The sequence below is a fragment of the Desulfocurvibacter africanus subsp. africanus DSM 2603 genome (genome assembly GCF_000422545.1).
Classification (GTDB): domain Bacteria; phylum Desulfobacterota; class Desulfovibrionia; order Desulfovibrionales; family Desulfovibrionaceae; genus Desulfocurvibacter; species Desulfocurvibacter africanus.
On record NZ_AULZ01000002.1, the window covers coordinates 245079 to 260236 of the forward strand.

13 protein-coding genes are annotated in these 15158 nt (G+C 59.5%); 10 read left to right on the top strand and 3 right to left on the bottom strand.

What is annotated here, in order from left to right:
* The first annotated feature begins 11 nt into the window (after nucleotides 1-11).
* Nucleotides 12-1055 (top strand): selenide, water dikinase SelD, encoded by a 1044-nt coding sequence (gene selD / locus H585_RS0103370; RefSeq protein WP_081678583.1) that lies wholly within the window; start codon nucleotides 12-14, stop codon nucleotides 1053-1055.
* 698 nt (nucleotides 1056-1753) lie between these two features.
* Nucleotides 1754-3154, top strand: coding sequence for a pyridoxal phosphate-dependent aminotransferase (locus H585_RS20745; RefSeq protein WP_244432471.1), 1401 nt, complete (start codon nucleotides 1754-1756; stop codon nucleotides 3152-3154).
* A 166-nt stretch (nucleotides 3155-3320) separates the two neighbouring features.
* Here H585_RS20745 and H585_RS0103380 read toward each other — a convergent pair whose 3' ends face one another.
* A complete protein-coding gene (locus H585_RS0103380; protein WP_027366756.1) occupies nucleotides 3321-5402 on the bottom strand; it encodes a methyl-accepting chemotaxis protein in 2082 nt (693 codons plus the stop codon).
* Nucleotides 5403-5726: 324 nt separating this feature from the next.
* On the bottom strand, nucleotides 5727-6299 hold the full coding sequence (locus H585_RS0103385) for a TetR/AcrR family transcriptional regulator (RefSeq protein ID WP_027366757.1): 573 nt from the start codon (nucleotides 6297-6299) through the stop codon (nucleotides 5727-5729).
* 284 nt (nucleotides 6300-6583) lie between these two features.
* On the opposite strand from H585_RS0103385, the gene H585_RS0103390 reads away from it, so the two are divergent.
* From H585_RS0103390 to H585_RS0103400, 3 genes are all read left to right on the top strand, one after another.
* Nucleotides 6584-8125 carry a glycosyltransferase family 9 protein gene (locus H585_RS0103390; RefSeq protein ID WP_027366758.1) on the top strand — a complete coding sequence of 514 codons (1542 nt, stop codon included), beginning with the start codon at nucleotides 6584-6586 and terminating at the stop codon, nucleotides 8123-8125.
* Nucleotides 8126-8319: 194 nt separating this feature from the next.
* Nucleotides 8320-8925 carry a DUF8043 domain-containing protein gene (locus H585_RS0103395; RefSeq protein ID WP_014260272.1) on the top strand — a complete coding sequence of 202 codons (606 nt, stop codon included), beginning with the start codon at nucleotides 8320-8322 and terminating at the stop codon, nucleotides 8923-8925.
* Nucleotides 8926-8927: 2 nt separating this feature from the next.
* Nucleotides 8928-9284 carry a hypothetical protein gene (locus H585_RS0103400; protein WP_027366759.1) on the top strand — a complete coding sequence of 119 codons (357 nt, stop codon included), beginning with the start codon at nucleotides 8928-8930 and terminating at the stop codon, nucleotides 9282-9284.
* A gap of 113 nt (nucleotides 9285-9397) precedes the next feature.
* On the opposite strand, the gene H585_RS0103405 is transcribed toward H585_RS0103400, so the two are convergent.
* Nucleotides 9398-10075, bottom strand: a complete 678-nt coding sequence (locus H585_RS0103405; protein ID WP_027366760.1) for an SOS response-associated peptidase — start codon at nucleotides 10073-10075, stop codon at nucleotides 9398-9400.
* 85 nt (nucleotides 10076-10160) lie between these two features.
* Between H585_RS0103405 and H585_RS0103410 the strand changes: the two genes are divergently transcribed.
* From H585_RS0103410 to tssK, 5 genes are all read left to right on the top strand, one after another.
* Nucleotides 10161-11003, top strand: a complete 843-nt coding sequence (locus H585_RS0103410; protein WP_027366761.1) for a ribonuclease H-like domain-containing protein — start codon at nucleotides 10161-10163, stop codon at nucleotides 11001-11003.
* A gap of 3 nt (nucleotides 11004-11006) precedes the next feature.
* Nucleotides 11007-11717, top strand: coding sequence for an endonuclease/exonuclease/phosphatase family protein (locus H585_RS0103415; protein ID WP_027366762.1), 711 nt, complete (start codon nucleotides 11007-11009; stop codon nucleotides 11715-11717).
* A 191-nt stretch (nucleotides 11718-11908) separates the two neighbouring features.
* Nucleotides 11909-12130, top strand: a complete 222-nt coding sequence (locus tag H585_RS0103420) for a DUF2905 domain-containing protein (RefSeq protein ID WP_027366763.1) — start codon at nucleotides 11909-11911, stop codon at nucleotides 12128-12130.
* 1100 nt (nucleotides 12131-13230) lie between these two features.
* On the top strand, nucleotides 13231-13767 hold the full coding sequence (locus H585_RS0103430) for a type VI secretion lipoprotein TssJ (protein ID WP_027366764.1): 537 nt from the start codon (nucleotides 13231-13233) through the stop codon (nucleotides 13765-13767).
* Nucleotides 13767-15155, top strand: a complete 1389-nt coding sequence (gene tssK, locus H585_RS0103435) for a type VI secretion system baseplate subunit TssK (protein WP_027366765.1) — start codon at nucleotides 13767-13769, stop codon at nucleotides 15153-15155. Before H585_RS0103430 ends, tssK begins: the two co-directional genes overlap by 1 nt.
* Nucleotides 15156-15158: the final 3 nt, after the last annotated feature.

The window sequence follows — 15158 nt, forward strand, 5'->3', positions numbered from 1 at the left end:
TGGGAGGCAGCATGAGCAAGATCAGCCTGGTGGATAAGGTCAAGGCTTCGGGCTGAGCAGCCAAAATACCTCCGGGGGACCTGGAGGAGATTCTTGTCGATCTGCGGACGGATGCCGATCCGCGGGTACTCAGTGGTGTGGCGGCTAATGAGGATGCGGCCATCATCAGATTTCCCGTGGGCAAGGCCTTGGTTCAGACCCTCGATTTCTTCACACCCATTGTCAACGATCCTTACCGCTTCGGTCAGATTGCCGCAGCCAATTCCCTATCCGATATCTACGCCATGGGCGGAGAGCCACTGTGCGCAATGAACATCGTGTGCTTCCCAGCCAAGCGCATGGACAAGGCAATCTTGCGGGATATCCTGCGCGGAGGCTTGGATAAGGTGCGTGAAGCCGGAGCCCTTTTGGCTGGCGGCCACAGCGTCGAAGACGTCGAGATCAAGTACGGTCTCTCCGTTTCCGGTGTTGTGGACGAGGATCGATACGCAACCAATGGCGGTCTTTGCCCTGGCGACAGACTCGTGCTGACCAAGCCCTTGGGCACCGGCATTTTGGCTACGGCCATAAAGGCCCGCTGGGAAGGCCACGAGCGCATGGAGGATCTGCTGTATCAATGGGCAAGCCGGCTCAACCGAGTGGCTGGGCAGATCATCCGCGAAGTGGGACTCAAGGGCGCCACGGATGTCACCGGCTTTGGCCTGGGTGGGCATTTGTTGGAGATGGCCAACGCTTCGGGTCAATGCGTTCAGATCGACGCACAGTCCGTGCCGATACTGCCCGAAGCACTGGAATTGGCGGGCATGGGCCTAGTGCCCGAAGGTAGTCACGCTAATCGTAAATTCTGCAGCCATGCGGTCACTGCTTCAACGGATGTTGATCCGGTCCGACTGGATTGTATTTTCGACGCTCAAACTTCGGGAGGCATGATCCTGGCCGTGCCAGAAGCTCTGTTGGAACAGGTCCGGGCCATGCTGCAGTCCCATGGCGAACCGGCCGATTGCATCGGCCGGGTGCTGGAGGATCAAGCGGGTCCGCGTCTCCAGATTGTCTGAGCTGTTGCGGGCAGGCCCGTAGGCCAGGGTCCCGCGAATTTCATTTGCATATTGCTATAGTACGGCTATGTCATAAGCCTCTGTAGGTTGCTGAGTCAGCCGGGTATTTTGCACAAGCAGTGGTCGAATAATGCAAATCATTATAATATATGGCCCCATGATGTGACACAGTCGTACTAGGTCGGTGTCCAAGAAAACCCATGCCGATCTACTCCGTCGAGTTCGAGTTTTTTGCTTTTGAAAATGCTCTGCAAGCTATGCGTCGCATGGCTTGCCGCCGCGTAGGCGTTGACGCAATTCACTGACAACGCCACCCGCGACACTTGACTTTTGCGTCCCTCTCTCCTTATCATCATTCGATGAAGTCCATATCCCCTATATGCCCATCCAGTCCGCGCCTCGATGGACGTCGTCCCGAAAGCGTATGGCTTGATGGCGTGGGGAACGCAACCCTGCCGTCCCATTTTTCTTTCCTCTCCCGTCTTCCCGGGAACGCTCCCGCCTTCGCCTCCGCAGCCGCTGCTGGATAGCCGGGCCGCGCTCCCCAGCGCTCAGCTCGGCTGATCCTCGTGATCCGGAACAACTCGTTGGTCTTGGCCATATAGTCGCGACCACCCGCCTGCCTGCCGCTTCGCGCGCGCCATTTGCGCCGGCCGGGATGTCGCCCGTCACAACTCCCGCTGCACGGAGAAGATAGCATGTACGCACCGCGGCCCGCCGACCTAACGCTTTCGCATTCCATGCCCCAACTGCCGTTACGGCCTGTTTCGATCAGCACAAGCAGTATCCCCGGCTTCCGGACCGTACCGCGTACGGGCGTTATCCAGGTCATGCACCGCGCCCAGACCCTCGGCTTCACCCCCGACCATCCGGAGTGGGCCAACCTCGGGCAGGGTGCGCCGTCCACCGCGCAGCTCCCTGACGCGCCGCAGCGCATCAACTGCGATGCCTGGGAGCAGGAGTATGCGCCGGTCGCCGGCAGACAGGACCTGCGCATGGCGGTGGCAGAGTTTTACAACCACTTCCATCGCCAGGGGAAACGCTCCAAGTACACATGGCGCAACGTCTGCATCGCGCCGGGCGGGAGGGCGGCACTGACCCGCGTCGCCGCGGCCCTCGGCAATATTAACCTTGGCCACTTCATCCCGGACTACACGGCCTACGAGGAACTCCTATCCGTATTTCGTTCCTTCACCCCAATCCCCATTCGCCTGGACCCCGCAACCGCCTATCGGACGGCCCCGTCCATTCTGGAGCGGGAAATAGTCAGCCGGGGCCTCGGGGCGCTCCTTGCCTCCAATCCGTCCAATCCTACCGGACGGCTGGTGGCGGGGGAGGAACTCCGGCAGTGGGTGGAACTTTCCAGGTCCTACGGCTGCGCCCTGATCATGGACGAGTTCTATTCCCATTACCTCTACGGAAAGCGTGACCTTCGGGTCTCGGCCGCGGAATTCGTGGAGGAAGTGGACCGGGACCCGGTGCTCGTGGTGGACGGCGTGACCAAGAATTGGCGTTACCCCGGCTGGAGAGTCGGCTGGATTGTGGGGCCGAGCACGGTGATTGAGGCCGTAGCTAGCGCCGGATCGTTCCTGGACGGCGGAGCGAACCACCCGTTGCAGCGCGCGGCCATCAAGTTGCTCTCCCTGGAAGGAGCCGGCCGGGAAATCGCGGCCATCAAGACGGAGTTTAGCCACAAGCGGGACTATCTGCTGGGAGAGCTCACCCGCTTGGGCTTTGTTATTGAGGCCTTGCCAGAGGGAGGCTTCTACATCTGGGCGAGCCTCAAAGCGCTGCCCGAGGAGTTCCGCGATGCCATGGTCTTCTTTGAACGGGCTTTGGAGGAAAAGGTCATCGTGGTGCCCGGGGTGTTTTTCGACGTGAACCCCGACCGGCGGCGCCCCCACTCCTGCTACCGGGACCACATCCGGCTGAGCTTTGGGCCGGACATGGAAGTGCTCCGACGCGGCGTGATCGGGCTGGAGCGGATGTTCCGGAGCCGTGCCCGGAGGTACGATGGCGCTGGATCGGCGGCACGTGCCGGACTCCGTGGTGAGCATACGGCTTGCGCTCGCGCGGGAGATCGCACGCCGCCTCCTTAGCTGTCCCTGCTGCGGACGAAGCCCGCAGCAGGGACAGGATTGTGACACAGTCGTACCACAGCACCTTGCAAATATAATGAAAAATGGGGTGCAGGGAGCGCCGCTCCCTGCCGGGAGAGAGTCTGAGAGAGGGCAGCGCCCTCTCTCAGTTCAAACGCAAATTGCTCTAGAAACGTTCGAAATCCATGTCCCGCTCATCGCCGGGAATGGCCGCTTTGGCGGACGTGGCGGACAAGGTCCTGGCGCTGGACGGGCGATGGGCGAGGACGGTTTTCACGGCCAGACCATTCAATTGCACGTTGCCTGAGTTCTTGCCTGCTTGCGCAGCAAGGGCCGCCCTGGGCTGGACGCGGCGCTTGTCGTGACCGGTCGAGAACCTGAAGAACGAGATGGTCTGCAGCAGCTGCTCGGACTGGCTGGAAAGCTCCTCGGCTGTCGAAGCCATCTCCTCGGCCGCCGCGGCGTTCTGCTGCACCACGATATCCAGTTGCTGCACGGCGCGATTGACCTGATCGGCGCCGGCGTCTTGTTCCTTGCTCGCTGCGGCGATTTCTTGGACCAAATCAGCGGTCTTGCGGATCTCGGGCACTATCTTGCGCAGCATTTCGCCTGCCTGGACGGCCACGTCCACGCTGTGGGTGGACAGTTCGCTTATTTCCGCGGCTGCCGCGCCGCTACGCTCGGCCAGCTTGCGGACTTCCGCTGCGACGACAGCGAATCCGCGGCCTGCCTCACCGGCCCGAGCCGCCTCAATGGCTGCGTTCAAGGCCAGGAGGTTCGTCTGGCGGGCAATTTCCTCGATGATGGTAATCTTTTGGGCGATATCTTTCATGGCCTGAACCGAACGGTCAACGGCTTCTCCGCCGTGCTCGGCCTCCGTGGCTACACGCAGGGCGGTCTTCTCCGTCTGGATGGCGTTTTCGGCATTCTGGCGGATGCTCGCGGCCATCTCTTCCATGGAGGCGGTAATCTCTTCCACATTGGCGGCTTGCTCCGACGTTGATTGGGACATGGACTCGGAGGATGCCGAAAGCTCCTGGCTGCCCGAAGCCACGTTATCCGCCGCGGAGGTCACCTCGCCCACGACATCGCGCAGTTTCTCCACCATGGCACGCAGGGATTCGACCATCACGCCGATTTCGTCCTGCTGTTGGATATCCAGATTCGCATCAAGATTGCCGTCGGCTATATGTTCGGCCAATTCGGAGCTTTTGCGCATGGGGCCAATAATGCCGCGGGCGATTACCAAGGCCAGGAGCACGCCCAGGGGCAGGGCGACGGCGGCCGCCACCAGCACGCCTATGCGCGTCGTATTGGCTGCCTGGAGCATGCGCTCGTCGGTCATGATGTTTTCGTCCACAACCGCTCGGATGTCTTGCAGCAACCCCTGGACGGCTTGAAGATTCGGCAGCGTCTGGTCGGCGTAGATGGCGCGGGCTTCCTCCAGGCTATGCAGGCGGCTATCATGCAAGCCGATGACCTCGTCCAGGGCGCCGAGGGTGGCATGCGCGGCGGGCAAGGTATCCCTGCGATAGATTTCCATGGCTTGGTCAGGCCGGCGTGATGCGATTTGAGCGTTGACGGTCAGCACGCTTCTGTGCAGGGCCTCGTGCGGAGCAAATATCTGGGCAACGACTGCCTCAAGGGCTGGATCACTGCTGCGCAATTGGGCTGTCTGGTCGGAATGGAGCCATTTGCCGAGGCTGCATAGCCTGGGGTCGGTCTGTACCTCGGCCTTTGCGCCACTTCCTGCCGTGAGAGCTTCGTTTACCTGGTTTACCCAGAGCAGATGATCGACCTTCTTTTCACGCAGGAAGTTGCCCAGGGCAGGATCAACCTGTACCCGCTTGGCGCTGATCTGCTTGGCCGACTCGTGCAGCAGGGCGTGGGGCTGCTCTATGCTCTGGAGCAACGGTTTGATTGCCGGTATGAGCGTCTCTGCCTCTGTGCGCCCGTCGCTGTAGTACCACTTGCCGAAACCGCACTGTCGCGGGTCGGTTTGCGCCTTCAATTCAGCCGCTTGCGTATCGTTGAGGAAGCTGGAAACCGTGTTGGCCCAGTTGAGGTGATCGACGATTTTCTGAACGAACTCTGCGCGCAGCCTGTTACCCCCGATAACTTCCTCGGCATCTCCGACAATGCCTCCGATGCCTTGCACGGACCATGCGCCCACGGCCAGGAGTAAGGCCAAGACCAGGCCAAAGCCAGTAGTGAATTTCCATTTGAGTCCAAGGTCGCGCCAGCGCATGGTTGAGCCTCTTGAGTATAAAAGTCTTTAAACTTTCAATAGGATACAAAATGACATTCACGCAGGATAGAGAATATCGCGTGGGTGAACAGCACCGGTCAGCACAGAACATAAGTATTGCTATGCCTGATTTGCCGTTTACAGATATAAAATACCTGTACTGAATTAATAAGGTGAGAATCTATACCAAAATGGGTGGGAAAAGTAAATGGCTCTAGAGGCTGTGCAGTGGATAAAGTGAAAAAAGTAGCAAGAAGAAGCTAGTCAATTACCATCTGACAGATGCCAATTGGGTTAAAAAGCTATGCGGATGAACAGATATGCTTACTTTTTCAGCCCGGCCCGAGCGAAGTGCAGTGCCGAGTCCCTGAGATTCGTACTGCTATCACCAAAGACAACTTTGAGTTGGGCTGAACCGAAAAGGGCGGCGAAGATGAACTTGCCCAGTTCCGCGGGTTGACCATCGCGGATACTGCCGTCTGCTTGGCCGCGTTTGATGGCATCTACAAGGAGGTCGAGATAACGGTCGAAGATGAGTTTGACGTCGGCATTGGGATGCTCTTGGAGGTTGATAACCTCGAAGGGGTTGGTCTTTAGCAGGACCTTGAAATCGTTGCCGCGCGAGTCCAAAAAAGTAAAGAACGCGCGAATATAGCTTTCGACGGCGTTAAGCCCGTTCGTGGCGGCACTGATTTCGTCCTGCGCATGGCGATAAAGTGAATAGAGAATCTGGCGGATGAGGATGAAAAGCAAGTTTTCCTTGCTCTTGAAATGGTAAATGATCGTTCCGCCCGCAACCCCGGCTTTCTTGGCGATATCGGCTATGGGCGTCTGCTCGAAGCCTTTTTCGGCGAACAGATCCCGTGCGGCGTTCAGGATGGGAGTGATCTTTTCCATAAAGTTTACTGCTGACAAATTTACTAATGCAAAAAGTACCCACCAGGCATGCTATTGTCAATGATATTGAGTGGATTAATAAGGCGGAAGCTCCTTTCTCTTGAGGCTCCAGATCGGATTGGACACGCGCGCAACTGTCAAGGCTCTGCATTGTATTCTGATCGCAGCCAGCTCCAGGGATGATACGGCCTCTTATGCTCCGTCTGCAATCGTGCCTGGGCGTTCTTGCGTGCCCAAAAAAAGAGATTCTCGTTTGGCCCTGTAATTGAATGCGACAGCAGTCAATGAACACGTTGGTCATCAATCTTACCCGCTTTGGGGATCTGCTGCAGACGCAACCCGTGCTGAGCGGCCTGGCTGCTCAGGGCAGGACCGGCTTGGTCTGCCTGGACAATTTCCAGGCCACCACGGAGGTTCTAGCTGGCCTGGATACCGTCTACCCACTTCAGGGCGCGGCTTTGCTGGCGTCCCTGGATCGGGGTTGGCTGGAAGGGCTGACCGTTCTCAAGCGTTACCTCGCGAAAGTTACGTCGGAGTATCCCGACTGCCGCGTTGTCAATCTGACGCCCACCATCACGGCTAGATTGCTGGCCTCGTGCCTGGGGCAGCATCGCGTGGGATTCGGTCTGGATGGCCATGGCTTCACCACGCACTCCAACCCCTGGGCCATGTTTCTGCAGACTGCTTCCTCCAGCCGTGGGTGCAGTCCCTTCAATGTGGTGGATGTCTTTCGTCGGGTTGCTGAGCTGCCTCCGGCCAACGGCTGCTTTAGTCTTACGCGGCCTAGCGAGGAGGAGGTTTCAGCGACACGGACGGCCTTGGCTGGCGACGCGCCGCACGGGAGCAACGGCTTCGTGGCCTTGCAACTCGGTGCCAGCGAGGAACGCAGACGCTGGCCCCTGGAACATTTTGCCCGCTTGGGGCGCTTGCTGTGGGAAAAACTGTCCCTGACGCCCGTGCTCCTGGGCAGCCCTGGCGAGCGGCCGCTGGCCGAGCGGTTTTCCGCACTGGCCGACTACCCTCATGTGGACCGCATCGGTCGTACGAACCTGTCGAGCCTGGCCGCGACATTGACCTGTTGCAGGCTGCTGGTCACCAACGACACAGGGACCATGCACCTGGCCGCGGGACTGGACATGCCGGTGGCCGCCATCTTCCTGGCCACGGCACAGCCATGGGACACGGGACCTTACCGTCAGGGCAGTCTGAGTCTTGAGCCGGCGCTTGCCTGCCATCCTTGCGGATTCGGCATCACCTGCGAACATGGCCTGGCCTGCCGTCAGGCCATCAAGCCGGATGTAGTATTCGGGCTGGTGCGTTCCCGGCTGGAACAGGGTGCGTGGAGCCGGGCGCAAACGCCTGGGACGCGGGCCTGGTTGGCCGAGGTTGAGCCGTCCGGCTTCATGGGCCTGCGCTCGCTCACCGATGCTCCGGACGATGCGCGAACAGCCTGGGTCAGGTTGCAGCGCCGCTTCCTGAGCCGCTTCCTGGATGGTCAGGAGGTGGATCCTTCGACCGTTGGGTCTGAAGCGGTTATGGAGGATTCGATTTTGACCGGGGAGCTGAGGGCCGCGTGCGATCTCCTGACTCTGCTGGCCAGCCAGGGCGCGTTGTTGGCCAGGGAGCCCAGGCCTGCCCTTAAGGCAAAATTTCTCGGATACTGGCAACGTTTGCAGGCTTTGCTGGCCCAAAGCGGACGGCTCAAGGTGCTGGGAAGCATGCTTCTGTTCGAAATGGAAGCGCGTTCGTCCGATATGCAAGGCCTGTTGACCTGCCTGCGGAGGTATCTTGAATTGCTCCAGGGGCTGCGCTCCCTGGTCAGATAGAGCATTTTGCTTTTGAAAATGCTTTGCAAGCCATGCGTCGGCATGGCTTGCCGCCGTGTAGGCGTAGGCGCAATTCACTTGCGCCGTCAACGCCGGAGCGGGCGTCATAAAAGCAATCTGCTCTAGACTGGCATGAAAGTTGATATGTCACTTGCAAAGGCATTTGTGCAGAAAAAAATGCAGGAGGGACTCTGATGATAGTCATTGACGGCCAGCAGTCCGGTCATAGCATCGGCAACTTCGCCAACCTCGAGCAGCTGCTCGTCAAGGTGATGGATGATGAAACCCTGGGCAACAGGATCGTCACGGACGTCCTGGTGAACGAAGAAGCCTTCTCCGAGATATATCCGCATCAGGCTGAGGATATCGGCGTCCGTGACATCAAGAGCGTCGAGATCCGCACTGTCGGCGTGACCGAGATGGCCGCCAATATTGTGGAAGAGCTGTTCAAGGTCCAGAAGGTCATGTACGCGGGCTCTCGCCAGATTGCGGAGCTGTTCCGCCAAGCTGACGATGCCGAAGCCCTGGAACTGTATCAGGATCTCATCGACGTGACCCGCGACTTCATGGCCATGGTCGGCGTGCTGCGCGACGAGTTCAGCATGACGGACAGCGAGTACCTGAGCCAGCGCATGGAAGAACTGTCGGAGCTGTTCTCCGAGATCATGGAAGTCGTCGAAAATCAGGACTGGATCCTGCTCTCCGACTTGCTTGAATACGAGTTCGTGCCGGCGCTGGAGAAGTGGCAGGCCGTGTTGACCGGCATCCGTAGCGATATCGCCGCGCGGGTCAAGGGTTAGCCATGTATGAGTCCCTGCGGATGCTTGATCAGGCCTTGGATGTGGGCCGCAGGGAACTTGAGTTCCTTTTGGCGGGCGAGATCGAGCAGGCCGAGGCGCTGGCGCACGAGCGGGGCGATCTGATTAATAACGCCTTGGCCCAGGAAACGACTGGCCGTGATCCGCTAGTTCTACGGGACAGGATTGGCGAACTCCAGGAGCTTCATAACCGAATCACCAGCCAGGCCATGCGGCTGCGGGAAGAGGTCAAGGCTGATTTGCTCAGGACCAGGCAGGAAGGCAAACGTATGGACGGCTACAGGTCCGGAGTGCGCGGGGGAGCCGGAGTCCAGAGCCGCTTCATCAGCAAGCACGGTTAACGCCTACCCTCCTGTGTCGATAACGAAATACGCGCTGTCCGCTGACCGGCGGATGGCGACAGAGGCCCGTCGTGGAAGTAACCGCGGCGGGCGCTCGAGTGTATGCCTCCGGATCACACTGGGGGCCAAGGGCTGAGAAGTTCCGGGCCGTCAGACCGAGGCGTATTGACCTTTGGAGATACGCGCCGCGCCGAGAATTCCTCAGGCCTGCGCGGCAAGGCCAAGGACGCGGCCAACTCGGGCCCTGGCGCGGCCTGCGCCAGCCAGACCTCATAATCCTCACGTCGCAGCACAACAGGCATGCGCTCGTGTACCTGCGCCACCAGTTCATTGGCGGGGCAGGTCAGGATGACGCACGTGAAGAGAGTGTCTCCCTGTTGGGGATGCCAGGATTCCCACAAGCCTGCCAGACCCATGGGCTCTCCCGTGGTCAGTTCATAGAAGTAGGGCACTGACTCCCGGCCGGCTTTGCGCCATTCATAGAAGCCTTGGGCCGGGATGATGCAGCGCCTGCGGGCGAAGGCGCTACGGAAGGCAGGCTTGTCCGCGGCGCTTTCGATCCGCGCATTGACCAGCTTGTTGCCGATCTTGGCATCCTTGGCCCAGAAGGGCACCAATCCCCAACGGAACAAACGGCCCTGCCGCCGACCCGAGTCGTCCGGCTCGACGATCACGGCCAGCACATCCTGGCCGGGAGCTATGTTGTAGCGACCTGGCAACTCCGGCAACTCGACCCGGAAATGCTCCTCAAGTCGGGTCCTGGGGATGGCCAGGGCGAAACGACCACACATGTGCGTCTCCTGCGGCCTCCGGACGGGACGAATAAGATGGGTGACCATCGGGACGGCACATGCTATCCCGCCCCGCGGAGGACCTATGCTGCAACACAGCTTTTGTCACATTCCGGGCATTGGGCTCAAGAGCGAGCGTAAGCTTTGGCGGCATGGCATACATCGCTGGGAGGACTGGCTCTCCTGCGAGACCTCCGTGCTCTCCGAGGCGAAGCGCGCCCTGGCCAAACCGAGCCTGGAAGCGTCCGTGCAGGCCCTGGCCCGCCGCGACGCCGAACACTTCGCCGTGATCCTGCCGGTCAGCGAGCAGTGGCGGCTTTTCCCCGACTTCCGCGACTCCGTGGCCTACGTGGATATCGAAACCACGGGCCTTGGTTTCGGCGAGGACGCCATAACGAGCATCGCCCTCTACGACGGCCGCCAAGTGCGCACCTATGTCCAGGGTCGCAACCTGGAGGCCTTCGAGCAGGACATCGCGAGCTACGACCTGCTGGTGACCTTCAACGGCAAATGCTTCGACGTGCCCTTCCTCGAAAGACATTTTCGCACCCGCCTGACCAAGGCGCACATCGACCTGCGCTATGTGCTGCGCCAGATCGGCTATCGGGGCGGACTCAAGGCCTGCGAAAAGATGCTCGGCCTGGGCCGCGACGAACTCGACGGCGTGGACGGCTACTTCGCCGTCCTGCTATGGAAGGAGTACCAGGAGACTGGCGACGAGCAGTTCCTGGAAACGCTGCTGGCTTACAACGTGGCCGATGTGCTCAGCCTGGAGGCGCTTCTTGTGCATGCCTGCAACGCCCGGCTCGAAGACACGCCGTTCTATGCCCTTCATGCCCTGGAGTCGCCCGTTGCCCCCGCCAACCCTCACCTGGCCCAGGCAGCGGTTATCGAGCATATCCGCATGCGCTACGGGCTGTACGGCTGAGACATGGACGAGACGGGCTCGCAGCGCAGACTGACTGCGGCTACGTACAACATCCACGCCTGGGTCGGCACCGACGGCCAATGGAATCCCTCTCGCGTGCTGGAGATCATGCAGGCGCTGGACGTTGATATCCTGGCCTTGCAGGAAGTGGACTTCCTGTGGAGCGAAGGGGCCACGGCCGAGGAGGTCCTGTGCCGCGAGATGGGCTGCCAAGTCCTGCCCGGGCCGACCATGGTCCGTGGCACGAGCCGCTACGGCAACATGCTGCTCACGCGCCTGCCCGTTCTCAGTTACGATCAGCGCGATCTGGCCGTTGATGGGCGCGAGCCGCGCTGCTGCATCGACGCGCTGCTGGACGCCGACGGAACGAGCGTGCGCGTGCTGGCCACGCATCTTGGCTTGAAGCGCAATGAACGTATCTGCCAGGTGCGGTCGCTCCTGGCGGCCCTGGATGAGGACGGGGAGTATCCCACGATCCTGCTGGGCGACTTCAATTTCTGGATGCCGCTCTTTGGCGCCTCGGCCAGGCTGACGCACCGGGTCAAGGCCTCGCCGCTCACGCGTACCTTCCCGGCCAACCGCCCGCTGCTGGCCCTGGACCGCATATACCTTTCCGACGGCATGCGCTTCGGCCGAGTGGGATCGTTGGACACGCCGGCCACGCGCCTGGCTTCGGATCACCTACCCTTGCGGGCCGAGATCATCCTGTCCTGACGACGTGACCCGATAAACTTGAGCCCGCTTGGCAAGGACGCCGGCATGGTGCAGTCTCGGGCATGTCCATGTCGTTTGAAATGCGTGCTGGCTCTGGGCGAGAGAGTGCTCGGCCGCAGGGGCAAGCAGGCGGCCTCATGTTTGGGCCTTCACGGGCCTGATCACATCGAAAGACAGAAGGGGAGTGAGGCATGGCTCCACTCGGCAAGCTGCTCATCATCTTCGGCGTGGTGCTGGTCGCCGTGGGCCTGGTCATGCTCTTTTCGGATAAGTTGCCTTTCTTGAATCGCCTAGGCCGCCTGCCGGGCGACCTCGTCATCGAGCGGGAGCACTTCCGCTTCTATTTCCCCATCGTAACGTCCATCATCCTGTCCATCGTCCTGACCATTCTGCTGAACATCTTCAGGAAGTAGTCGCGGCAATCCGATACTGGACCCGCCGACGATCATCGCTGTTACGGCTGCGTGTGGCTAGTTGTAGTTCTTCACAACCATCTCCACGTTCGTCCCTGCCATCTCCGCGACCACCAGGGGCTCAACGTTTATGCTGAGCATGGTCGTAATGCTGGATGTCGTACATACAAGTGCCGTAGGCTCAGTCCAGTCTTTCAAACTGCCGCGTTCAGGGCAGTATCCATGCGCTTAATGAGAATTTCCGTGCAATCGATCAAATGCTCGATCTTGTGGGAGTGCACACGCAGGAAGAGAGCCTGCGAAGCCTTCGTCCAACGGACCAACGCTCATTATCCCGCCTAGGAATGGTAGATATTTGGGTAAGCTTAATGGGTATTCGATTCGCTCTGGTATTTAAGTCTTGGAATGTAATTCACATTAAGTTGAAGTCAGAGGAATCTTCACAAATCTCTTCAGTACATAAAGTTACTAGATATGGCTTTTATACACTCGGAAATGCGTGAGCCTGGATCATGAGAAAGAAAGATGCTGAAGAGGACACAGCCTTGGGATGCTTCCGAGTTCGTGACTCAACCAAGAATGACGCACGCTTGGGCTGGCTTGATCATCTATACAGGTCGAGGTGTTTCAACGAGGCACAACTCTCAAGATAGGGAGTAGCGCGGATGAACCATGACGGTCGGCGGGCTTACCTCGGGCTTCGATAAGCCCAGACTTTCGTGGTCGAGATTGACGCCAGCAGAGGTAAGCAGCCTGTTGCTCTCATAGATTGGAAGTAGGCGAAAACAATTGCCGTTTGCAACAACATGAATCAGGCGCGGTACACGTATCTGGATTGCCGACTTGCTTGCTAGTTCAGCGAAGACGATAAAGACCATTCGATGATTTAATTATGAAACGCTGCAGGACAAGGTAGACGTGATTTCGACCTCGTCAAATTTTCTACCCTAGAGAGTATGCGTCTAAAAAAACAGGTACCATAATTCTTTTTGTTGTCCTCTCTATTCAAACCATATAAACATGGTTAATAAATTTAATAATCAAAAATTGCTTCGCTTATAGGTTTTACTCACCGCCAAAGTCATGCGGAGGCACTTCATATGGCAAGCTATTCCATTCCCATATGGTTTTTTTTGCTGCCGCTCATCGTCGGCTGCGGCGGCAAGTCCGGCAGTGTCATATGGTCCCACTCCAAGGACGCAATATCCCTGGAGATTGTTGCGGATGGAAGCCTGAATCAATACGCTGGTGAACCGCACACGCTGGCGCTTTGCGTCCATCAGCTTTCCGATCCCGATAAATTCGGTGAACTCTCGGGGACCCCCTCAGGCGTGCTCGCCCTGCTCAAGTGCGACAGTTTCGATGCAAGCGTCTCCGGCTACAGGCGTATCGTCGCCCAACCAGGCGAACAGAAAATCCTTTTCCTGGACAGGGCCGAGAATGCCCGCTTTATCGGCATATCCGCCGGCTACTACAACGTAAATCCGGCTCAGGCCACCCGGCTGTTCGAGATCCCCATCGATGAGCACAAGCAGGGCTATATTCCATTTTTCAGGGATACCGTGCGCCAGCCCGGTCGGCTCAAGATCAATCTCCTCCTGGACCCCCAGGAGATTCAAGATGTCGGGGGAGATTAATGCGTACAGACAGGCCCATCCTCTGGCAGCAGGGACAGTTTCTCCAGCCCCAGCACTTCCAGCTCCTGGATCGCTATCATGAATCGCTGCTGAACCCCCTGCGGCAGTACCTGCGTCCCTACTTCTGGGGTGTCATTTCCCTGGAAATCCACGAGGCAGCCCTGAGCAACGCCAGGTTCGAGCTGAGCAAGGGGGAGTTCCTGTTCCCTGACGGCGAACTGGTGTCTTATCCGGGCAACGCCCTGCTGCGGCCGCGATCCTTCGAGGCCGAGTGGACCGATTTCCAGCGACCCTTCAAGGTCTACCTTGGCCTGCGCAGGCAGGATAGCCAGGACGGCAACGTCGAGGTCATCGATGGCCCGGACGGGCTGGCCGACATGCCGAAGCGCTACACCTCCCGCTCCGGACCGGAAGAGGCCGGCGACCAGTATGGCCAGGGCCCGGTGGCCCAGGTACGCTTCCTGAATTACGGGCTCAGGCTCTTCTGGGAGTCGGAGCTTGAGCGGGCCCAGAACTATAGTCTGCTGCCCATCGCCAGCCTGGAGCGCGACGGCGGTGAGGTCCGGGTCTGCAGGCGCTACATTCCACCGTGTCTGACCCTGTCAGCCTGCGGCTTGCTCAGGGAGATGGTGCGCAGCCTCAAGGACCAGCTTGTTTCGCGCTGCCGCCAGCTCGAGGAGTACAAGAGCCCGCGCGAGGTGCAGGTCAGCGCCCTGGATGCGGGTTATTTCGTGTTCCTGCTGGCCCTGCGCTCCCTGAACAGGTATTTGCCGCAGCTCTGCCATCTGCTCGAAGCGCCGCACATTCATCCCTGGGACGTGTACGGGGTTTTGCGCCAGCTCGCAGGGGAAATGAGCACCTTTTCCGAGGACCTGAACGCCCTTGGCGAGCGCAGGGATTCCACCCTGGCCGTTCCGCAATACGACCACGGCGAGCTTTGGCACTGCTTCTCAGAGTTGAGCGTGCTCGTCGAGCAGCTGTTCAGCTCCATCAGCGTGGGGCCGGAACACACCGTCCGCCTGGAGCCCGAGGGCAGCTACCTGAGCGCCTCCTTCGAGCCGCGTCACTTCCAGGAGAGCAACTCCTACTGGCTCGTCCTGCACACCTCGACCTCGCCGGAGGAGGTCCTGGAGTCCGTGCGCAACATGGCCAAGCTCTCGGCTGCGGCCAAGATCACCACCCTTGTGGCCATGGCCGTGCCTGGCGTGCCCCTGCACTATTTCCCGGTGCCGCCGCCGGGTCTGCCCAGGCGGGCCAAGTCCTTCTATTTCCGGATCGACCATGAGAGCCCCCAGTGGGGCGAAGTCCAGAGAACGCGCCGGGTGTCGCTTTACTGGGACTCCAAGCCAGAGGACCTGGCCGGCGAAATCGTCATCCTGAGGAATTAAACC

Bases quoted from the DNA above. Each gene is read 5' to 3' on its own strand.
- H585_RS20745 (WP_244432471.1), top strand. From the start codon at position 1,754: ATGTACGCACCGCGGCCCGCCGACCTAACGCTTTCGCATTCCATGCCC.
- H585_RS0103380 (WP_027366756.1), bottom strand. From the start codon at position 5,402: ATGCGCTGGCGCGACCTTGGACTCAAATGGAAATTCACTACTGGCTTT.
- H585_RS0103385 (WP_027366757.1), bottom strand. From the start codon at position 6,299: ATGGAAAAGATCACTCCCATCCTGAACGCCGCACGGGATCTGTTCGCC.
- H585_RS0103390 (WP_027366758.1), top strand. From the start codon at position 6,584: ATGAACACGTTGGTCATCAATCTTACCCGCTTTGGGGATCTGCTGCAG.
- H585_RS0103395 (WP_014260272.1), top strand. From the start codon at position 8,320: ATGATAGTCATTGACGGCCAGCAGTCCGGTCATAGCATCGGCAACTTC.
- H585_RS0103400 (WP_027366759.1), top strand. From the start codon at position 8,928: ATGTATGAGTCCCTGCGGATGCTTGATCAGGCCTTGGATGTGGGCCGC.
- H585_RS0103405 (WP_027366760.1), bottom strand. From the start codon at position 10,075: ATGTGTGGTCGTTTCGCCCTGGCCATCCCCAGGACCCGACTTGAGGAG.
- H585_RS0103410 (WP_027366761.1), top strand. From the start codon at position 10,161: ATGCTGCAACACAGCTTTTGTCACATTCCGGGCATTGGGCTCAAGAGC.
- H585_RS0103415 (WP_027366762.1), top strand. From the start codon at position 11,007: ATGGACGAGACGGGCTCGCAGCGCAGACTGACTGCGGCTACGTACAAC.
- H585_RS0103420 (WP_027366763.1), top strand. From the start codon at position 11,909: ATGGCTCCACTCGGCAAGCTGCTCATCATCTTCGGCGTGGTGCTGGTC.
- H585_RS0103430 (WP_027366764.1), top strand. From the start codon at position 13,231: ATGGCAAGCTATTCCATTCCCATATGGTTTTTTTTGCTGCCGCTCATC.
- tssK (WP_027366765.1), top strand. From the start codon at position 13,767: ATGCGTACAGACAGGCCCATCCTCTGGCAGCAGGGACAGTTTCTCCAG.